The organism is Geodermatophilaceae bacterium NBWT11, from assembly GCA_014218215.1.
Classification (GTDB): Bacteria; Actinomycetota; Actinomycetes; order Mycobacteriales; family Geodermatophilaceae; genus Klenkia.
The window spans coordinates 243897-263762 of record CP043652.1 but is presented as its reverse complement, the minus strand read 5'-3'; the positions used below and the strand labels follow the sequence as shown (position 1 = coordinate 263762).

20 protein-coding genes are annotated in these 19866 nt (G+C 74.8%); 8 read left to right on the top strand and 12 right to left on the bottom strand.

The window, feature by feature from the left end:
- Positions 1-35: 35 nt before the first annotated feature.
- The 3 genes from F1C76_01240 (at position 36) to F1C76_01230 (ending at position 2682) form a co-directional block, all read left to right on the top strand.
- Positions 36-410 carry a hypothetical protein gene (locus F1C76_01240; protein ID QNG38918.1) on the top strand — a complete coding sequence of 125 codons (375 nt, stop codon included), beginning with the start codon at positions 36-38 and terminating at the stop codon, positions 408-410.
- A 74-nt stretch (positions 411-484) separates the two neighbouring features.
- Positions 485-2395 carry a 1-deoxy-D-xylulose-5-phosphate synthase gene (gene dxs, locus F1C76_01235; GenBank protein QNG35415.1) on the top strand — a complete coding sequence of 637 codons (1911 nt, stop codon included), beginning with the start codon at positions 485-487 and terminating at the stop codon, positions 2393-2395.
- Between the two features lie 8 nt (positions 2396-2403).
- The gene (locus F1C76_01230; GenBank protein ID QNG38917.1) at positions 2404-2682 is read left to right on the top strand and encodes a thiamine-binding protein; all 279 of its coding nucleotides are present in this window, start codon (positions 2404-2406) and stop codon (positions 2680-2682) included.
- A 27-nt stretch (positions 2683-2709) separates the two neighbouring features.
- Here F1C76_01230 and F1C76_01225 read toward each other — a convergent pair whose 3' ends face one another.
- From F1C76_01225 to F1C76_01215, 3 genes are all read right to left on the bottom strand, one after another.
- Entirely contained in the window at positions 2710-3945 is a 1236-nt protein-coding gene (locus F1C76_01225) for a ribonuclease D (protein QNG35414.1), read from the bottom strand.
- On the bottom strand, positions 3942-4691 hold the full coding sequence (locus F1C76_01220) for a response regulator transcription factor (protein ID QNG35413.1): 750 nt from the start codon (positions 4689-4691) through the stop codon (positions 3942-3944). The genes F1C76_01225 and F1C76_01220 overlap by 4 nt, the downstream gene beginning before the upstream one ends.
- Positions 4692-4761: 70 nt before the next feature.
- Entirely contained in the window at positions 4762-5382 is a 621-nt protein-coding gene (locus tag F1C76_01215) for a DUF3000 domain-containing protein (protein QNG35412.1), read from the bottom strand.
- Positions 5383-5442: 60 nt separating this feature from the next.
- Between F1C76_01215 and hemE the strand changes: the two genes are divergently transcribed.
- The 3 genes from hemE to F1C76_01200 are packed head-to-tail and all read left to right on the top strand — an operon-like array spanning position 5443 to position 8684.
- Positions 5443-6573: a uroporphyrinogen decarboxylase gene (gene hemE, locus F1C76_01210; protein QNG35411.1), complete on the top strand. Its 1131-nt coding sequence runs from the start codon at positions 5443-5445 to the stop codon at positions 6571-6573.
- Positions 6573-7934 carry a protoporphyrinogen oxidase gene (gene hemG / locus F1C76_01205; protein QNG35410.1) on the top strand — a complete coding sequence of 454 codons (1362 nt, stop codon included), beginning with the start codon at positions 6573-6575 and terminating at the stop codon, positions 7932-7934. Before hemE ends, hemG begins: the two co-directional genes overlap by 1 nt.
- A gap of 33 nt (positions 7935-7967) precedes the next feature.
- On the top strand, positions 7968-8684 hold the full coding sequence (locus F1C76_01200) for a chlorite dismutase family protein (GenBank protein ID QNG35409.1): 717 nt from the start codon (positions 7968-7970) through the stop codon (positions 8682-8684).
- Between the two features lie 4 nt (positions 8685-8688).
- Here F1C76_01200 and F1C76_01195 read toward each other — a convergent pair whose 3' ends face one another.
- The 3 genes from F1C76_01195 to F1C76_01185 form a co-directional block, all read right to left on the bottom strand.
- Complete coding sequence (locus tag F1C76_01195; GenBank protein ID QNG35408.1) at positions 8689-8979, bottom strand: hypothetical protein; 291 nt, start codon at positions 8977-8979, stop codon at positions 8689-8691.
- A gap of 74 nt (positions 8980-9053) precedes the next feature.
- Positions 9054-9476: a peptide-methionine (R)-S-oxide reductase MsrB gene (msrB, locus tag F1C76_01190; protein QNG35407.1), complete on the bottom strand. Its 423-nt coding sequence runs from the start codon at positions 9474-9476 to the stop codon at positions 9054-9056.
- 80 nt (positions 9477-9556) lie between these two features.
- On the bottom strand, positions 9557-12202 hold the full coding sequence (locus tag F1C76_01185; protein ID QNG35406.1) for an ExeM/NucH family extracellular endonuclease: 2646 nt from the start codon (positions 12200-12202) through the stop codon (positions 9557-9559).
- 196 nt (positions 12203-12398) lie between these two features.
- Between F1C76_01185 and F1C76_01180 the strand changes: the two genes are divergently transcribed.
- Positions 12399-12851 (top strand): hypothetical protein, encoded by a 453-nt coding sequence (locus F1C76_01180; GenBank protein ID QNG35405.1) that lies wholly within the window; start codon positions 12399-12401, stop codon positions 12849-12851.
- Between the two features lie 88 nt (positions 12852-12939).
- Here F1C76_01180 and F1C76_01175 read toward each other — a convergent pair whose 3' ends face one another.
- From F1C76_01175 to F1C76_01155, 5 genes are all read right to left on the bottom strand, one after another.
- Entirely contained in the window at positions 12940-13143 is a 204-nt protein-coding gene (locus tag F1C76_01175) for a cold-shock protein (GenBank protein QNG35404.1), read from the bottom strand.
- Positions 13144-13271: 128 nt separating this feature from the next.
- Positions 13272-13949, bottom strand: coding sequence for a CPBP family intramembrane metalloprotease (locus F1C76_01170; protein QNG35403.1), 678 nt, complete (start codon positions 13947-13949; stop codon positions 13272-13274).
- Complete coding sequence (locus F1C76_01165) at positions 13946-15001, bottom strand: DNA polymerase domain-containing protein (GenBank protein QNG35402.1); 1056 nt, start codon at positions 14999-15001, stop codon at positions 13946-13948. Before F1C76_01165 ends, F1C76_01170 begins: the two co-directional genes overlap by 4 nt.
- 19 nt (positions 15002-15020) lie before the next feature.
- Positions 15021-16529 carry an alpha/beta hydrolase gene (locus tag F1C76_01160; GenBank protein ID QNG38916.1) on the bottom strand — a complete coding sequence of 503 codons (1509 nt, stop codon included), beginning with the start codon at positions 16527-16529 and terminating at the stop codon, positions 15021-15023.
- A 121-nt stretch (positions 16530-16650) separates the two neighbouring features.
- Positions 16651-17736: an ATP-dependent DNA ligase gene (locus F1C76_01155; protein ID QNG35401.1), complete on the bottom strand. Its 1086-nt coding sequence runs from the start codon at positions 17734-17736 to the stop codon at positions 16651-16653.
- Positions 17737-17935: 199 nt separating this feature from the next.
- Here F1C76_01155 and F1C76_01150 point away from each other — a divergent pair, with 199 nt between their 5' ends.
- The gene (locus tag F1C76_01150; protein ID QNG35400.1) at positions 17936-18991 is read left to right on the top strand and encodes a hypothetical protein; all 1056 of its coding nucleotides are present in this window, start codon (positions 17936-17938) and stop codon (positions 18989-18991) included.
- Positions 18992-19220: 229 nt separating this feature from the next.
- Here F1C76_01150 and F1C76_01145 read toward each other — a convergent pair whose 3' ends face one another.
- Positions 19221-19820, bottom strand: coding sequence for a signal peptidase I (locus tag F1C76_01145; GenBank protein ID QNG35399.1), 600 nt, complete (start codon positions 19818-19820; stop codon positions 19221-19223).
- Positions 19821-19866 lie beyond the last annotated feature (46 nt).

Below are 19866 nucleotides of genomic sequence, written 5' to 3'. Positions count from 1 at the left end.
CGTCGACCGGCCGCGCCGAGCCCTCCCGCCAGGGGCTGGGCCGGGACGGCACCGCCCCGCCCGGCTGGCCCGCGGAGGTCCGCCCGCCGGGTGCCCCGGACTGGGAGCGCACCGCCATCGCCTGGCTGTACGACCTGGTGCCCCCGGAGTACCGCGCCCACGAGGTGCTGCGCCGCTACCCGGTGCTGCTGGCCCGCTTCGCCGGGGACCACGTGACCGCCGGGCTCGAGGCGGCCCGCGCCGGCTGGCGCACGGTGCGGGTGGAGCTGGCCGACGACCTGCCCCCGGAGGCCATGGAGGCGGCCGTCTCGGCGTACGAGCGGGAGGGCGCCCGGTTGGCCGCGGCGGCCCGTGGCGTGGAGATGGTGGGGGGCGCGCTGCGGGGGGAGCGGTGGGTGCCCCGCCTCTGACCACCCGGCTCGGTCCGGCCCCCGCGGCTACAGTCGATCTCGCTCCACCCCCTCTGGAAGGACCCGTTCCCGCCGTGTCGTTGCTCCGTTCCGTGACCGGGCCCGCCGACGTGCGGGCACTGGCGCCCGACCAGCTCCCGGTGCTCGCCGCCGAGATCCGTGACGCCCTGGTGACCAACGTGGCCAAGACCGGCGGACACCTGGGCCCCAACCTGGGCACCGTCGAGCTGACCATCGCCATCCACCGGGTCTTCGACTCCCCGCGCGAACCGGTGGTCTTCGACACCGGCCACCAGGCCTACGTGCACAAGCTGCTCACCGGCCGGCTCGAGGGCTTCACCGGCCTCCGCCAGCGCGGTGGCATGTCCGGGTACCCCTCCCGGGCCGAGAGCGAGCACGACTGGGTCGAGAACAGCCACGCCTCGACCTCGCTGTCCTACGCCGACGGGCTGGCCAAGGCCTTCGCCGTCCGGGGCGACGTCCGGCCCGTGGTGGCCGTGATCGGCGACGGCGCGCTGACCGGTGGCATGGCCTGGGAGGCGCTGAACAACATCGCCGCCGCGCAGGACCGGCCGGTGGTGATCGTGGTCAACGACAACGGCCGCTCCTACTCCCCGACGATCGGCGGGGTGGCCGACGCGCTGGCCACCCTGCGGCTGCGGCCGGGCTACGAGCAGGTGCTCGACGCCGTCCGGCAGACCCTCACCAAGGCCCCGGTCGTCGGCAGCACTCTCTACGACGCGCTGCACGCGATCAAGAAGGGCCTCAAGGACGTCCTGAGCCCGCAGGGCATGTTCGAGGACCTGGGCATGAAGTACGTCGGCCCGGTCGACGGCCACGACGTCGCCGGCATGGAGTCCGCGCTGCGCCGGGCGCGGGCCTTCGGTGGTCCGGTGATCGTGCACGCGGTGACCACCAAGGGCTTCGGGTACGCCCCGGCCGAGACCGACCTCATCGACGCCTGGCACGCCACCGGCGTCTTCGACCCCGACAGCGGGGTCTCCTCCGCCGCGGCCGGCCGCGACTGGACCTCGGCGTTCTCCGACGAGCTGGTGGAGATCGGCGGGGAGCGCTCCGACGTCGTCGCGATCACCGCGGCGATGCTGCACCCCACCGGGCTGGCCCCCTTCGCCGAGCGGTTCCCCGAGCGGACCTTCGACGTCGGCATCGCCGAGCAGCACGCGCTGACCTCGGCCGCCGGACTGGCGATGGCCGGCCTGCACCCGGTCGTGGCGATCTACTCGACGTTCCTCAACCGGGCCTTCGACCAGCTGCTGATGGACGTCGCGCTGCACCGCCAGCCGGTCACCGTCGTGCTCGACCGGGCCGGGGTCACCGGCACCGACGGCGCCTCGCACAACGGCATGTGGGACACCTCGATCTGCGCGGTCGTCCCCGGGTTGCGGATGGCCATGCCGCGCGACGAGGCCACCCTCACCGAGGCACTGCGCGAGGCCCTCGCGGTCGCCGACGGGCCCACCGTGCTGCGCTTCCCCAAGGGCGCCGTCCCGCCGGACATCCCCTCGCTGGAGCGCCGCGGCCCGGTCGACGTGCTGCGCCGCTCCGAGGCCCGGGAGGTGCTGCTGGTGGCCTGCGGGTCGCTGGTGCCGATGGGCCTGGCTGCCGCCGAGCGGGCCGCCCGGCAGGGCATCGACGTCACCGTCGTCGACCCGCGCTGGGTGCTGCCCGCCTCGCCCGAGCTGGTCGCGATGGCCGCCGAGCACCGGCTGGTCGTCACCGTCGAGGACGGCGGACGCTCCGGCGGCGTGGGGGACACCCTGGCCACCGCGCTGCGCGACGCCGAGTGCGACGTCCCGCTGCGCACCGTGGGCCTGCCCCAGCAGTTCCTCGAGCACGGCAGCCGCAGCGAGGTGCTCGCCGAGCACGGCCTCACCGAGCAGGACCTCGCCCGGCGGATCGTCGAGTGGGCGTCCAAGATCGTCGACCGCGACGACGTCTCCGTGCCGGTGGGGGAGCAGCAGTGAGCGACACCGTGATCGCCGAGATCCAGGTCGCGCCGTCCCCGCCCGGGACGCCGGAGGACCCGCACGCCCACGTCGAGGCCGCCATCGCGGTGGTCCAGGCGTCCGGGCTGCGCTACGAGGTGGGCGCCCTCGGCACCACCCTCGAGGGCCCGGCCGACGACGTGTGGGCCACCCTGCGAGCCGCACACGAGGCGATGCTGGCCGCCGGGGCCACCGGCGGCATCAGCCACGTCAAGATCGCCCAGGTCGCCCGCACCATGGACTCCCTGACCCACAAGTTCCGCTGACCGCCGGACGAGGAGCGGCCCTCCTCGTCAGGCGGTGGCGGCGGCCTCGGTCAGGGGGTCGACGGTCAGCTCGACCTGCCAGGGTCGGGCGCCGCCCTCGCGCAGGAACGCAGCGACCGCCTCCGGGGTCACCTCGGCGGGCGGGCTCCACATCAGCCGGCGCACCAGGTCCGGGGTCAGCAGGTTCTCCACCGGCACCGTCCACTGCTCGGCGAGCGCGGCCAGCCCGGCGCGGGCGGCCTGCAGCCGCTTGTGCGCCGCGGGGTCGCGGTCGGCCCAGCGGTTCACCGGCGGCGGGCCGTCGCCGGGCAGGCTGTGCGGCGGCAGGTCGCCGTCGGGGACGGCGCGGCCCTTCTGCAGCGCGGCGTACCAGGTCGAGGCGAGCTTGCGGTTGGCCCGGCCGCGGAAGACCGGCAGGTCCGACAGCTCGGCGTCGCTCTTGGGGTCCGCCGCGACCGCGGCCACGATCGCCGAGTCCGGCAGCACCCGGCCCGGCGCCACGTCCCGGCGGCGGGCCAGCAGGTCACGGGCCTCCCACAGGGCCCGGAGGACGGCGAGCTGCCGTCGGCTGCGCAGCCCGTGCATGCCCGAGGTGCGCCGCCACGGGTCGACCCGCGGGGCAGCCGGTCCGGCGGCGAGGATGGCCGCGAACTCCTGCCGGGCCCACTCGGTCTTGCCCTGCTCCTCGAGGATGGAGGCGAGGGCGTCCCGCAGGTCGACGAGCACCTCGACGTCGAGGGCGGCGTAGACCAGCCAGTCGGCCGGCAGCGGACGGGTCGACCAGTCGGCGGCGGAGTGGCCCTTCTGCAGGCTGAACCCGAGCAGGGACTCCACGACCGCGCCCAGCCCCACCCGGGGCTGACCGGTGAGCCGGGCGGCGAGCTCGGTGTCGAACAGCCGGGTGGGCACCAGGCCGATCTCGGCCAGGCAGGGCAGGTCCTGGTTGGCGGCGTGCAGCACCCACTCGGCGTCCCCGATGGCCTGCTGCACCGGGCTCAGGTCGGGCAGCGGCACCGGGTCGATCAGCCCCGTCCCGGCCCCGGCACGGCGCAGCTGCACCAGGTAGGCCTTCTGCCCGTACCGGTAGCCCGAGGCCCGCTCGGCGTCGACGGCCACCGGCCCGCTGCCGGCGGCCAGCGCCCCGGCGTAGCCGACCAGCGCGGTGGAGGTCTCGATCACCGGGGTCAGCCCGTCGCGGGGGGCCAGCAGGGGGACGGCGGTGGACTCGGGCTCCTCGACGGGGGTCACCGTCTCCTCGCTCACGCGATCACCCCGCTGCGGATCCCGAGGGCGACCATGTGCGCCCGGTCGCCGGTGCCCAGCTTGCGGGCGATGCGGGACAGGTGGCTCTTCACGGTGAGTGCGGACAGGTCCACCAGGGCACCGATCTCCTTGTTCGTGTGTCCTTCGGCGACGAGCCGGAGGATGTCGCGTTCGCGGACCGACAGCTCGCCGGTCCCGTCGTCGGGGCCGGCCCGGGTGAGCCCCAGCGCGAGGCTGCTGGCGATGCCGGGGTCGGCGTAGACCTCACCGGACAGCGCGCAGCGCAGCCCCTCGGTGAGGGTGGTCAGGGGCGAGGACTTGAGCAGGTACCCGGCCACGCCGGCCAGGAAGGCCGCCCGGACGACAGCGGGGTCGGTGACCGCGGTGAGCACGACCGTGACCGGCCAGCCGTCGGCCTGCAGCGTGGGCAGCAGCTCCAGGCCGCGGCCGGGGTCGCGGGGCCCGTCGGTACCGCGGTTGCCCTCGGGACCGGCGTCCCGGCCCACCTCGGGCAGGTCGACGTCCAGCACGCACAGGGCCCGCGGCCCCGAGACGTGCGCCCGCACCCGGGCCTCCTCCAGCGAGGCGGCCTCCTCGACCTCCCGGGCCCCCAGGTCACGCAACCGGGCCGCCAGGGCCTCGCGCACCAGCGGCGCGGGGTCCACGACGAGCGCGGTGGCGTCCGGGGGCAGCACCGCACCGTCCGGGCGGGCGGGTCCCCGGGGGGTCCTCAGGTGATCGGGCATGTCTCCACGTGCGGTGCGGCGGTCGTTCGGCCCAGCGGCCGTTGCTCCGGATGGAGCAACGGCGGCGAGTCTACGAGCCGCTGCCGCCGGTCGCCCGGTTGATCAGGTGCACCCCGGGCGGGGGCAGGCCGGCGGCGTTGCCCAGCACCTCGAGCCAGGCGTCGAGGTGCCGGTCGAGGTCGGTGTCGCTGGCGGTCCAGGACGCCCGGATCTCCACGTCGACGGAGTGCTCGGGGCCGGCGATGTCGCCGAACCGGGTCGAGGCGGTGCGGGTGACGGTGCCGCCCACGGAGTGGTGCCCGGCGTCGTGGTCGACCAGGGCCTCGGTGAGCCAGCTCCAGGCGACCTCGGAGAACATCTGGTCGTCGACCATGGTCTCATCGGTCACCGCCGAGACGTAGCCGACGCAGCGGGTGGTGCCGTCCCAGGCCTCGTGACCGGCCGGGTCGAAGAGCACGATGAAGCGGCCGCTGGCGATCTCGACCTCGTCCTCGCCGGCGATCTCGCCGGGCTCGGCGACCCGGGCGCCCACCGCGTGCGACCAGGGGGCCAGCCGCTGCGGGGCCGGGATGTGCTCGAGCACGATCTCCGGCCGGGAGCGCACGGTGGCCAGGGAGTCCAGGGCCGCCTGGAAGTCGGCGGGGGGAGCGGGGGTCCCGGCCGCGTCGTCCGGACTGCGCTGCTGCTCCACGTCCGCAATGTAGGCCGGTGCTCACGGGCCCACCCCTCCCGACGCGCCGCCCGGGTGATCATGCCCGCACGCCGGACGCCCCGGGGTCTGGGAGGATGGCCGGTCGTGGGCACAGCTGCGACACCCGGGACCCCGACCGAGACGACCGGACCGGCCGACTCCGACCTGGTGCGCGCAGCACTCGGTCGGGAGGTCCGCCGCACCCCGGTGTGGTTCATGCGCCAGGCCGGCCGGTCGCTGCCGGAGTACCGCGCGCTGCGCGCCGGCACCGCGATGCTGGCGGCCTGCCAGGACCCCGACCTGGTCACCGAGATCACCCTGCAGCCGGTCCGCCGGCACGGGGTGGACGCCGCGATCCTGTTCTCCGACATCGTGCTGCCGCTGGTGGTCGCCGGCATCGACATCGACATCAAGCCCGGTGTCGGCCCGGTCATCGCGAACCCGGTGCGCAGCGTCGCCGACGTCGACGCGTTGCCCGACCTGGAGCCCGAGGCGCTGGGCTTCCTGGCCACCGCGGTGTCCCGGCTGACCGCCGAGCTGGGCCACACCCCGCTGATCGGCTTCGCCGGCGCCCCCTTCACCCTCGCCACCTACCTGATCGAGGGCGGGCCCTCCAAGGAGCACGCTCGCACCAAGGCCTTCATGTACGCCGAGCCGCAGGCCTGGGAGCGGCTGCTGGCCAAGCTCTCGGTCTCCGCATCGGTCTTCCTGCGCACCCAGGTCGACGCCGGGGCCTCGGCCGTGCAGCTGTTCGACTCCTGGGCCGGCGTGCTCTCGGCGTCCGACTACGCCACCCGGGTGCTGCCGCACTCCCGGGCGGTCTTCGACGGCCTGGGCGACCGGGCCGCCGGGGTGCGCGACGTGCCCCGCATCCACTTCGGGGTGGGCACCGGTGAGCTGCTGCCGCTGATCGGGGACGCCGGCGCCGACGTCGTGGGCGTCGACTGGCGGGTGCCGCTGGACGAGGCCGCCCGCCGGGTCGGTCCCGGGTACTCCCTGCAGGGCAACCTCGACCCGGCCGTGCTGCTGGCCGACCGGGAGACCCTGGACCGCGAGGTGCGCCGGATCGTCGAGCAGGGCCGCGCAGCCCGGGGCCACGTGTTCAACCTGGGCCACGGCGTGCTGCCCGACACCGACCCGGGCGCGATCACCCACGCCGTCGAGCTGGTGCACGAGCTCACCACCCGCTGATGGGCCGGGTCGTGGTGGTCGGGGCCGGCATCACCGGGCTCACCGCGGCGTACGCCTGGTCCCGCACCCGCCCGGACGACGAGGTGGTCGTGCTGGAGGCCGGCGACCGGGTCGGGGGCAAGCTGGGCCGGGTCCGGCTGGCCGGCGCCTGGTACGACACCGGTCCCGAGGCGGTGCTGGCCCGGGTGCCCGAGGCGCTGGAGCTGATCGCGGAGCTGGGCCTGACCGCGATCGCCCCCAGCACCACCCAGGCCGCCGTCGTGCTGCCCGACGGCCGCCACCCGCTGCCCGCCGGCACCCTGCTCGGGGTGCCCACGTCGGCCGAGGGCCTGGGGACGCTGCTGTCACCCGAGGGCGTCGCGCGGGTGCGCGCCGAGGCCTCGTTACAGCCACTGCACTTCGTCGACGACGCCCCGGTGGGTGCCCTGCTGCGCGACCGGCTGGGTGACGAGGTGGTCGACCGGCTGGTCGAGCCGCTGCTGGGCGGGGTCTACGCCGGGCAGGCCGACCGGCTGTCCCTGGCCGCCACGATGCCAGCGCTGGCCGCCCACCTGCCCCGGCACGGCACCGTGCTGGCCGCCGCCGCGGCCGCCCGGGACGCCGGTGCACGCAGCCGCGAGGGCGCCACCGCCGACGCCCCCGTCTTCGCCACCGTCGCCGAGGGGATCGGCTCGCTGCCCGACGCGCTGGTCGCCGCCTCCGGCGCGGTCCTCCGGCTGAAGACGCCGGCGCACGGCCTGCGCCGGGTCGGTGCCGGGTTCGAGCTCACCGTCGGCGCCGACCGCGAGGTGCTCACCGCTGACTCGGTCGTCGTCACCGTGCCGGCCGGCAAGGCCGCCCGGCTGCTCGCCGACGTCGCCCCGGACGCCGTGGAGCCGCTGCAGGGCATCCCGTACGCCTCGATGGCCGTGGTCGCGATGGCCTTCCCCGGCCAGCAGCTCGCCTCGGGGTCGGGTCTGCTGGTGCCGCCGGTCAGCGGCCGGCTGGTCAAGGGGGTCACGGTGTCCTCGCAGAAGTGGCCGCACCTGTCCGAGGACGGTCTGCTGCGGGTGCGCTCCTCGGTGGGCCGCTACCTGGAGGAGGACCAGCTCCAGCGCGCGGACGACGACCTCACCGCCGCCGTCGTGGCCGACGTCGCCGACCTGCTGGCCCTGGAGCGTCCCGAGCCGGTGGAGACCCACCTGGTGCGCTGGGGCGGGGGACTCCCGCAGTACCTGGTCGGCCACCCCGCGCGGGTGGCCGCGGTGGACGCCGCGGTCGCCGCCGTCCCGGGCCTGGCCGTGGCGGGCGCCGCCTACCGCGGCGTCGGCGTGCCCGCCTGCATCCGGGACGCCCGCCGGGCGGTGGCCAGCCTCACCTGAGGTGCCCACCGACGCCGGTGGAGAATGGCGGGCATGACTGAGGAGCCCGAGCAGAAGAGCATCGGCAAGCGGGCCAACGAGCTCAACGCCCAGATCCGCTACACGATGTGGTCGGTGTTCCGGCTCGCCCGCCCCTTCGGCGACGAGCCCCGAGACGAGGCCGCGGCGGAGGTCGCGGCCCTGGTCGAGGAGCTGGCCGGACAGGACGTCGTCGTCCGCGGGCTGTACGACGTGGCCGGTCTGCGCGCCGACGCCGACGTGATGGTGTGGTGGCACGCCGAGACCGCCGAGGCCCTGCAGGGTGCCTACACCCGGCTGCGTCGGACAGCGCTGGGGCAGCGGCTGGAGCCGGTCTGGTCGCAGATGGCCCTGCACCGCCCGGCCGAGTTCAACCGCTCGCACATCCCGGCGTTCCTGGCCGACGAGGAGCCGCGGGCCTGGGTCTGCGTCTACCCGTTCGTCCGCTCCTACGAGTGGTACCTGCTCCCCGACGAGGAGCGCCGGGACATGCTCAAGGAGCACGGCATGCAGGCCCGGCCCTACCCCGACGTGCGGGCCAACACGGTGGCCTCGTTCGGGCTGGGCGACTACGAGTGGATGCTGGCCTTCGAGGCCGACGAGCTGTTCCGGATCGTGGACCTCATGCGCGACCTGCGGGCCAGCCGCGCCCGGCGGCACGTGCGCGAGGAGATCCCGTTCTACACCGGGAGCCGGCGGACGGCGGCGGAGCTGGTGGCCGGGCTGGCCTGACCGGTCAGTCCGGGTCGGTGCTCGACTGCCGGATCAGCCAGTCCAGGCCGCGGAACACCCCGATCCCGGCGAGCACCGGAACCGCGACCGAGGCCAGGAGCAGACCCGCGCAGCCGAGCACCTGACCCCAGTCGGTCTCACCGGTCGTCGTGCCGCTGCCGTCGGTGCCGCTCCACCCCCAGGCGAGGCCGATGACCAGCCACGGTGCGGCGGCCAGCGCGGGGAGGGCGACGACCGCACCGGTCACCCAGCCCAGGATGCGCGCCACGGGGCTGCGGGTCGGGGCCTCGGTCATCCGCCCACCCTGCCGCACACACGACGGAGGGGCACCCGGGCAGGTCGCCCGGGTGCCCCTCCGTGATGCGATGGTCAGCCCTCGGCGGGGGCCAGGGCGATGCTCACGCTGTTGATGCAGTAGCGGTCCCCGGTGGGGGTCTGCGGCGCGTCCTCGAAGACGTGGCCCAGGTGGCTGTGGCAGGTGCCGCACTGCACCTCGACCCGGCGCATGCCCAGGCTGCGGTCCTCCAGCAGCACCACGTTGTCCCGGGAGGACGGTTCGTAGAACGACGGCCAGCCGCAGTGGCTGTCGAACTTGGTCTCCGACCGGAAGAGCTCGGCCCCGCAGGCCCGGCAGTGGTAGACGCCGACGGTCTTCGTGTCGACGTACTCCCCGGTCCAGGGCCGCTCGGTGCCGGCCTGGCGCAGGACGGCGTACTCCTCGGGGGACAGCTGGGTGCGCCACTCGGCGTCGGTCTTGGTCACCGCGGGTGTGTTCTCGACGTGCTGGCTCATGCACCCGACGATACGACCGGCCCGCCACCGGCGCCCTTGGTCGGGACGCCGGTGACGGGCCGGTCGGTGGTGCGGTCGGCTCAGCCGAAGAGGCCGCGCAGCCGGTCGATCAGCTCCTGCCAGACCGAGCGCAGCGTGATCGACGTGGTCGCGGTCTCCCCGGAGGACCCGGTGAGGACGACGGCCTGCTCGCCGGCGCCCAGCAGGACCGGCACCCGCGGGGTGAGGGTGACCGTGCCGGCGTCGTCCGCCGTCCCGGAACCGACCGGGCGGCCGCCGATGGTGACCGTGACCCGCTCACCGGCGGCGAAGTCGGTGCCGGTGACGGTCAGCCGGTCACCCCGGAAGGGACGCGCCGTGCCGACCGTGGCGGTGGCCGCGGTGTCGGCCTCGCCCAGGGACAGGCCCAGGACCGTGGGGTTGTGGTCGCTGGCCCGGTAGGGGTCGGCGGCGTACAGCGGCTCGTAGCCGTCGTACTGGTAGGCGTAGGACTCGGTCGCGTTGGTGTCCCAGACGGTCAGCCCGGTGAGCTGGCCGACCATCGAGGGCGAGGCGAACACGTGGTCCAGGGAGCCCGAGCCGCCGTCGAAGACGTAGCTGTACTGGCCCTCGGCCAGCACCGGGCCCATGTCGGTGAACCCGGCGTCGCGGATCACGTCCAGCGGGTCCTCGAACCGGTAGGAGTTGAAGTCACCGGTCAGCAGCACGTCCGGGTCGATGGCCGAGAGCTCGGCAGCGAAGGCCACCAGTGCCTGGGCCTGGGCCACCCGGTCGGCGTTGGAGGCGCCCTGCCCGTCCCCGGTGTCGGTGTTGCCGGCCCCGTAGCCGCTGCCCTTGGACTTGAGGTGGTTCGACACCACCGTGAACTGCTCGCCGTCGTGCTCGAACGTCTGGGCGATCGGGGTGCGGGCGTTGTCGAAGGCGCTCAGGTCGGCCGGCACCCGGGGGGCGCCGACCGCGGTGACGACGTCGGTGCGGTAGACGATCGCGTTGGTGATGACGTCGCTGTCCTCGCTGGCCGGGACGTAGGCCCAGCTGTTGCCGTCGGCGGCCTCGAGCGCGGCGAGCAGGGTCTCCACCGCGGCGTACGGGGTGGCCGGGGTCGTGACCGAGGAGTTCTCGATCTCGTGCAGGGTGATCACGTCGGCGTCCAGCGCGGTGAGGCCGGCGACGATCTTGGCCTGCTGCTGGGCGAGCTCGGCCGGCGTGGTGGCGCCGCGCGCCTGGCCGCCGAAGGTGACGAAGTAGTTCAGCACGTTGTAGTCGGCGACCCGCAGGTCACCGCCGACCGGCGCGGGGGCGTCGGTGCGCGGGTTGGTCGGGGTGAACGTCGAGCCCGCCGCGGTGCCGTCGGCCGGCTGGAGGCGGTACTCGCCGAAGCCGTAGCCGAGCACGAACGCCTGGTCCAGCACCGCGGTGTCACCCACCCGCACCGGGTCGCCCGGGGCGAGGAAGGGCGGCGCCTGGCCGCTGGTGGCCAGGTTCGTGCTCACCCCGTCGTCCAGGGTGATGGAGCGGGCGGCGTTGTCCGCGGCGACGGCCTGGGCGGCCGGGCCGGGCTCGGCGGCCTCGGTGGGGGACAGCGTGCGCCCACCGGTGGCCAGCAGCAGCTCGCCGAACGTGTTCAGTCCGTAGACCTCGGTGACCGTGAGGTCGGCCGGGGGAGCGACGAGCATGCCCTCGAGGGACTCGCGCTGCTCGGTGCTCGAGGGCAGCGGCAGCGCGGTGGCGGCGGGGAGCTCGGCAGTGCCGCAGACGGTGTAGAGGGCGCCGCTGAGCTGGGTGGTGCCGTTGAACTCGGTGGCCGTGCCGGTCACGGTGACGACGTCGCCCAGGGCGACCTCGGGCCCACCGGGGGCGTAGGCGAACACGCCGTCGGAGGTGGCCGGGTCGCCGTCCCCGGCGTCCTGGACGTGGAACCCGCCGAAGCCACCGGTCTGCAGGTCACCGACCACCGTGCCGCGGACGGTGACGGTGGTGCCGGCGGCCGGGGAGGTCTCCCCGGTGCCCTGCACGCTCCCGATCGGGACGGCGGTGGTGGCACAGGTCGGCAGCGTGGGCTCGGGCTGCGGCTCGGGTTCCGGCTCCGGGGCGGCGCCGGACCCCTGGGGGGTGGGCGCGCCGGCGGTGAAGTCGGCGGCGTTCACGTCGGTGTCCGGGCCGGTGCGGGAGACCGAGGTGGCGTTGGACGTGCCCGGGGCCGGGGCGCCCTCTCCGCCGACCGCGGTCGACCCCCAGCCGACCAGGTCGCGCACGGCGGGCGTGCCGGCGCAGCCGGTGCCGCAGGTCAGCGCGGTGGCCGAGGGGACCAGCGCCACCTTGCCCGCGGTGCCGCTCATCGCGATGGTGCCGGTGGTGTCCACGCCGGCCAGCGGGACGGTGCCGCCGGACCCGCTGGCCTCGGCGACGAGGTAGCGGCCGCCGGGGGCGATCGAGCCGGTCAGCGGGGTGGTCTGCCACGTGGTGCCGGCGGCCGAGGCGTACTGCACCGACCACCCGGTCAGGTCGACGGCCGTGCCGGCGTCATTGCGGAGCTCGATGAAGTCGGTGGTCAGCGTGGCGCCGTTGTTGCCACCACCGCCGTAGACCTCGGCGATGACGACGTCGGGGGAGACGGCGGCAGCGGGGGCGGCGGCGGTGACCAGGCCGCCGGCGACGACGGCGGCGACCGTCAGGCCGAGGACGGCGGGTCGTGCGGTGCGGGGTGTCGACACGGTTCTCCTCACGACCGCGGGGGCGGCCGTTCCGGTGCGGGGGACCGGTCGATCCTGTCAGTGCGCTGTGCGAGTGTCGATGAACAACGGGTTACCTCTTTCCCCGTGCTCATGACCTCCGCTCACCACCACCGCCCCGCACCGGGCACTGCGTACCGTGGACGGGCTCGGCCGCACCCGGCCGGGAGCCCGTGCCCGAGAGGACCCCATGACCGACCCGCTGTCCGACTCCTGGTTCACCCGCGACCTCCCGGTGCTGCGGGCGGTGGCCCGGCTGGTCGACAGCCCGGAGCACGGCGGGGCCCCCTACCTCGGCCAGGTGGTCCCGGCGAGCGGGTTGCCGCGGCCCCAGGTGGTCGCCGCGATCCGCGGGCTGGTCGACACCGGGTACGTCGCCGCGCTGACCAACCACGCCGGCGAGGTCGTCCGGGTCACCGGCATCTCGGGGGAGGCCCGCCGGCTCACCGGGCTCTGGCCCACCCCGCAGACGGAGTGGGAGCGGCTCACCGAGCAGGTGGGCGCCCGTGCTGCGAACGCCGCGACCGACGTCGAGCGGGCCCGCTGGCAGGCGCTGGCCGACGCCACCGCCGCAGTCGGCCCGGATGCCGGGGCACTGCTCATGTCCGCGCTCATCGGCGGGTACGTGCCGCGGGCGCACTGAGGGCAGACACAGCAACGCCCCCCGACCCGGAGGTCGAGGGGCGTTGCCGGTGGTTCAGGTGGCTGGAGTCAGCCGCCCGGTCGGGAGATCAGACCGGGTTGACGTTCGCAGCCTGCGGGCCCTTCTGGCCCTGCTCGACGTCGAACGAGATGCGCTGGCCCTCATCGAGCGAGCGGTACCCGCTGGTCTGAATCGCCGAGTAGTGGACGAAGACGTCCGGGCCGCCGCCATCGGGGGTGGCAAAGCCAAACCCCTTCTCGGCGTTGAACCACTTCACTGTTCCTTCGGGCATTGCTCGCTCCTAGCTGAGGTCGTGCGTCGGGGTCCTGCCACTTACAGAGCCTTCCCGACGCCTCAACCCTAACCACACCGTGCCAACTCCGAAAGCACCGCACCCAGATCCGGGGTGTCCAGCGTCGGTCAACCCCCGCTGCGGACGGCGATCGCCACCGCCAGCAGGCCCAGCACATTGGTGGCCAGGTGGGCGGCCACCGGGGCGAGCAGGCTGCCGCTGCGCAGCCGGAGGAACGCGAAGACGACCCCGGCGCCGGCGGTCGCAGCGACCACGCCCAGCACGGCCACCGCGCTCAGCACGGGGTCCTGCACCGCGGCGTCCGGGGTCCGGGCGGTCGCCAGGTGCCACAGCCCGAACACCACCGAGGTGACCAGGACGGCGCGCACCGGGCCGAGCACCCGCAGCGCCAGGCCCAGCAGCACGCCGCGGAAGGCGAGCTCCTCGGCCAGCACGGTGCCCAGCGGGATGAACACCAGCACCCGCAGCAGCAGCTCGGCGGTGGTCTCGGTTCCTGCCGCGTCGTCCAGCAGCTCATGCAGCGGCGGGACCAGCAGGGCGACGACGTAGGCCGCACCGACCACGCCCAGCACGAGTCCGCCCCAGCGCAGGCCTGACCCGGCCCGCTCCCGGCGCAGCCCCAGCTCGGTGCGGGAGAGCCGGGTCACCGCGAGCAGCACGGCGACGGCCAGCAGGTTCGCCGTCGTCCGCACGCCCGGCGCCGGGGGCAGCCGCGGCACCACCAGCACGCCCCAGACCAGCAGGGCGACCGACGTGAGGGCCAGCGGGAGGAACCGGCGGGTCACTCCTGCTTCTTGGCCCGCGAGGGCTGCACCCGCATCGGCTCGCCGGGCATCTTCGGGTAGTCCGGCGGGAAGGGCAGCTCACCGCCGGGCAGGGTCTCCCACAGCTCCAGCAGCGGGGCCAGGTCGTGGGCCACCTCGTCCACATCGGCCCAGGGGTCGCCGTCGGCCAGCCGGTCGGGCACCGTCGTCAGGTTCAGCGTCGCCGGGTCGGACAGCTCGGCCAGGTCGGCCCAGGTCAGCGGCGTGCTGACCGGGGCGCCGGGGCGGGCCCGCAGGCTCCAGGCCCCGGCGATGGTGCGGTCCCGGTTGTTCTGGTTGAAGTCCACGAACACCCGCTCGCCGCGCTCCTCCTTCCACCACGCGGTGGTCACGCCGTCGTCCCGGCGCTCGAGTTCACGGCCCAGCCCGATGGCGGCGTGCCGGACGTCCTCGAAGGGGTGCTCGGGGCGGATCCGGACGTAGACGTGCACGCCCCGGTTGCCGCTGGTCTTGGCGTACCCGCGCATCCCGAGCTCGGCGAGCAGCTCCCGGGTGGTCTCGGCGACCCGGCGGACGTCGGCGAAGGTGCAGCCCGGCTGGGGGTCCAGGTCGATGCGCAGCTCGTCGGGGTGGTCGACGTCGGGCCGGCGCACCGGCCACGGGTGGAAGGTCAGGGTGCCCATCTGGGCGGCCCACACCAGGTGGGCGGTCGAGGTGGGGCAGAGCTCGTCCGCCGTCCGGCCGCTGGGGAAGGTGATGCGCGCGGTCTCGATCCAGTCGGGGGCGCCCTTGGGCAGCCGCTTCTGGTAGAAGCCGTCGGCATCGGGGTCCCGGGGTCCGGTGGCCAGGCGCATGCCCTCGTGCCAGCCGTCGGGCCAGCGCTCCATGGCCGTCGGGCGGTCGCCCAGCGCGCGCAGCATCGGCTCGCCGACGGCGACCAGGTACTCGCAGACGGCCAGCTTGGTGACCGCCGGGGTGCTGTCGGTGGCGTCGTAGACCACCCGGCCCGGGCTGGACACCCGGACCTCGTGCCCGTCGACGGTCAGGACGACGGCGTCCTTGCTGCTGGCCACGACCGGAGACCCTAGGCGGTCAGGCGGGGCAGGTCAGCCCGTCGAGCGGGGCGACCAGGTCGACGAGGTAGCTGTTCACCGCGTCGGTCACGCACTGGGTCTGCGGGTAGGCGGTGTGCCCGGACCCCTGCCAGGTCAGCAGCACCCCGGAGGTGAGGTCCTCGGCCATGTCGACGGCGCCGGGCAGCGGGGTCACCGGGTCGCCCTGGGTGCCGACCACCAGGATCGGGGCGGCGCCCTCGGCGGTGCGGTCGGGCAGCGGGGTGCGCGGGGCCTCCCACGGCGTGCAGGTGTAGAGGCCCAGGGCGGCGTCGGCGCCGAACAGCGGGTAGGTGGTGTTCCACTCCGCGACCAGGGCCCGCACCTCGTCGGCATCGTGGCTCTCCTCGGTGTCCGAGCAGCTCACGGTGAGGTTCGCGTCGATGGTGTTGGTGTACGTGCCGTCCTCGCCGCGACCGGTGAAGGTGTCGGCCAGGGTCAGCACGCCGGCGGCGTCCCCGGCCTGCGCGGCGGCCAGCGACTGGGCCAGCTGCGGCCACGCGGCCGGGGTGTACAGCGCCGAGCGGACGGCGGCCAGCACCAGCCCCGGGGTGGCCTGACGGGTCTCGCCCTCCCGGCTGCTCGCGATCGGCGTCGTACCGGCCTGGGTCAGCAGGTCGTTGACGAACGTGCGCGGGTCGGCGCCCACCGGGCAGCCGCTCACCAGGGCCACGCAGTTGGCGGCGAAGGCGTCGAATGCGGTCTCGAAGCCGGCGGCCTGGGCCTCGGCGGCCTCCTCGCGGTCGGCGTCGGGGTCGACCGCGCCGTCGAGCACCATGGCCCGGACGTCCTCGGGGAACAGCTCGGCGTAGGTGGAGCCCAGCGTGGTGCCGTAGCTGTAGCCCAGGTAGGTCAGCTGCTCGTCGCCGACGGCCTGCCGGACGACGTCGAGGTCGCGGGCGGAGTCCACGGTGGAGAAGGCGCCCAGGCCCTCGCCGTACTCCTCGGCGCAGCCGGCGGCGACGTCGTCGGCCAGGGCGAAGGCGTCGTCGAGCTGGGCCGCGGTGGTCGGCCGCGGTTCGGACGCGGTGAGCTCGTCCTTGGTCTCGTCGGAGATGCACTCCACGGGCTGGGAGAGCCCGACCCCGCGCGGGTCCACGCCGACGACGTCGAAGCGGCCGAGCACCGCGTCGGGCAGCGTCAGCGCCGACTGGACGGCGGCGTCGGTGGCCGAGAGGCCGGGGCCGCCGGGGTTGACCACCAGCGAGCCGATCCGGTCGGCCTGGGTGCCCGACACCGCGCGGACGGCGAACAGCGACAGGCTCGGGCCGGTCGGGTCGTCGTAGCTGAGCGGGACCGCGATCTGCCCGCAGGAGAAGGTCAGCGGCCGGTCGGCACCGGGTCGCCCGGCGATGATCGGGGCGATCTGGCTGGTGCAGTCCTCCCACGCGACCGGCTCGACCGGGGCCTCGGTGGGTGTCGCGGAGGTGCTGGTGGCGGTCGCGGCGGCGTCGGTCTCCTCGCCGGAGGTGCAGGCCGACAGCACCATGAGGGCGGCGGCGAGCACCGCCAGGAGGACGGCGGGGCGGCGCGCGGGAGCAGTCACGGTCGTCCAGCGTAGGAGGGTCACCTGTGTCCCGCCCGTCACACCCGCCCCAGAGGCCTGCGGTTCAGCCCCCGAGGACCTCGCCCAGGTCGTACCGGACCGGGGTGTCGAGCTGGTCGTAGGTGCAGTCGGCGGCGTCCTTGTCCGGCCGCCAGCGCTGGAACTGACCGGTGTGCCGCAGTCGGCTGCCCTCGAGCTGGTCGTAGCGGATCTCCACCACGAGCTCCGGGCGCAGCGGCACCCAGGACAGGTCCTTCCCGCTGTTCCAGCGGCTGGTGGCCCCCGGCATCCGGCGCTCGCCGTCGGCCTCCACCTGGGCGTTCGCCCAGTCCTGCCAGGGGTGCCCGGAGAGTGCGTCGGCGCGGTACGGGTCGAGCTCGGCGACCAGCTCGCCACGGCGCTTGGTGGTGAAGGAGGCGGCCACTCCGATGTGCTGCAGCCGGCCGTCGCCGTCGTACAGCCCCAGCAGCAGCGAGCCGACCAGCGGGTGCTCGGGCGTGGTCGTCTTGTGCCAGCGGAACCCGGCCACCACGCAGTCCGCCGTCCGGACGTGCTTGACCTTGGTCATCAGCCGCTGGTCGGGTTCGTAGGCCTGGTCCCCGCGCTTGGCGACGACGCCGTCGAGGCCGGCGCCCTCGAACTCCTCGAACCAACGCTGGGCGACCTCGGCGTCGGAGGTGATCGTGGAGACGTAGACCGGCGCCTGGGTCTCGGCCAGTGCCTCGCGGAGGCGGGCCTGCCGGTCGGCGAACGGGGTGGCCAGCAGCGACTCCTCGCCCAGGGCGAGCAGGTCGAAGGCCACGAAGGACGCCGGGGTCTCCGCGGCCAGCTTCGTCACCCGGGACGCGGCGGGGTGGATGCGCTGCAGCAGGGACTCGAAGTGCAGCCGGTCGCCGCGGGGCACGACGATCTCCCCGTCCACCACGCACTTGTCCGGCAGCTGGGCGCGGGCGGCCTCGACGACGTCGGGGAAGTACCGGGTCAGCGGCTTCTCGTTGCGGCTGCCCAGCTCGACCTCGTCGCCGTCCTTGAACACGATGCAGCGGAACCCGTCCCACTTGGGCTCGTAGAACCAGCCCTCCCCGGTGGGGATGGTCTTCGCGGCCTTGGCGAGCATCGGCTTGACCGGGGGAGCGACGGGCAGGTCCACCGGCCCAGTCTGGCAGTGCGCCGGTCGGCACGGGGGGTCACCGGGAATCTCACCCTGGGTGGCGGCCTGCCGTCTGTGCGTGCCCGTCCACAGGTGGGAGGAGCCCTGACCACCACCAGAGGGCTGCGGCGTGTCACTCTCGGGAGGGACGCCCGTACGGCGTAGCAGACGAACAGCCGGTGCGGACGGGGACACGACGATGACAGACGAACACTGGGCTGCCTGGGACCCCTCGGCCGCCGAGCCGGCGCGGCGCCCGCTCGTCGGACCCCGACCGGTGGACCGCAGCCGCAGCCTCCCCGGTCGCGTCGTGGACGGCATCCGGGGCCTCGGCTTCCGCCGGACCATCCCCGTGCTCATCGTCCCGGCCGTCGTCGTCGGTGCCGTCGGTGTCCTCTTCCTCGTCACCGCGCCCTCCTCCGACTCCACCGACGCACCTCGCCTGGTCGTGACGTCCACCGCGCTCAGCGGCGCGGGCGTGGCAGCGGTCGGCAGCGCGCAGACCGGTGCCCCCTTCGTCGTCCGGCTGGAGGGTGAGGCAGCCGGCGTGCTCTCCATCGGCCTGGAGGCACCCTGCGCGGAGCTGCCCGCGGTGGACCTGGTCGTCACCACCGGCTCGGCCGGCGCCGTGCCCCGCAGCGCGTCGGCCTGCGCCGCGGCGACCGACGACTGGGAGGTGGCCGAGCTCAGCCCCGACGAGCCCGTCGCCTCCTTCACCCTCAGCGCGGTCCCGGCCGCGGGTCAGACCGGGCCCGCGCAGTGGACCGGCCGCATGGTCCTGACGCTCGGCGCGGGTGCCGGCGCCGTGGCGCAGGACGTGGCGATGTCGCTGACCGGCGAGGGGAGCGTCGTGGTGGAGGACCCGACCGTGCTGCTGCCGCCCTCGAGTGCCGTGACCGCGACCGCACCGTCGGCTGACCGCACGACCACCACGTCCCGGCCGCCTTCGTCCGGAACCACGGACTCCCCGGCGACGACGGCGCGCCCGTCCGGCGGGGGTCCCGTCCCGACCGGTTCGACCCAGCGGCCGTCGTCTCCGACCGGCGGTGGGCCGACGGCAGGGGGGTCGTCGACCGGGGGCTCGACCGGCGTCCCGTCCAGCCCCGCGCCCACGACGCGACCCCCGACATCGCCCCCGGCGACGTCCCCTCCGTCGTCGTCCGAGCCGCCCACCGAGACGGAGACGCCGCCGACGACACCCCCACCCGCGGAGACATCGGCTCCGGTGGACCTCGACCCGGTGGAGGGCCCCTGACGCGGTGTGCTCGGCGACCTGCTGGGGTGGGGACTCCGGTGGGCCTGATGTCGGCCCCGGGGGCGTGGCGATGAGTCCGGTTCAGGTCGGGCGGTAGGCCGGCCGACGGCGAGGCCGTCGAGCAGCGCCGTGTTGGGTCGCACAGCTCGCTGGCCGCCGCAGGTCCAGCCAGCACCGGTGCCCGGTTCCCGTGGGACACGAGGACCGCCGTGGTCAGAGGTGGCGGAGCTCAGACAGGGCGCAGGGTGCGGGATCCGCCCGCATCAGCCTCGACGGGCTCGACACCGGAGGGTGGGTCCACGTCTCCCCGTGCTTCCGGCCCTCGCGCATCCACTCGTGAGGAAGGTGCCGTCGCCACGACGGCGCAGACCATGAGGACGAGGGCCCCCAGGCCACGAGGACTGTGCAGGACGGCTGCCCAACGGCCCAACTCGGGGACGACCCACCGTGGTTCCCCCACCACGGCTGCCGCCGGCACCGGGTCCAGATCGGCGACGTCGTTCGCGTCGCCCTGCGTGCTGAAGAGCGGTTCGCGACCCGACGTGTCCACGGCGATGACCCGGTGGGTGACCAGCTCACCCGAGCCGCCCGGTCGTACGAACGTGAGCACGTCCCCCACGGACACGTCATCGGTGTCGACCGGCTGGGTGAAGACCATGGCCCCCACCGGCATGGCCGGGGTCATGCTCCCGCTCAACACGGCGAGAGCCTGACCGTCGGTGACCCGCGGGAACAGCGCGACCGTCAGAGCCACGGCCGTGGTGCCGAGGAGGACGAGCCCCAACGACCAGGCGGTGAACTGGCGGATCCTGCGCACGAGAGTGGGCACCCGCCCATCCTGGGGACGCCGTCACCCCCGCGGCATCATCAGAACA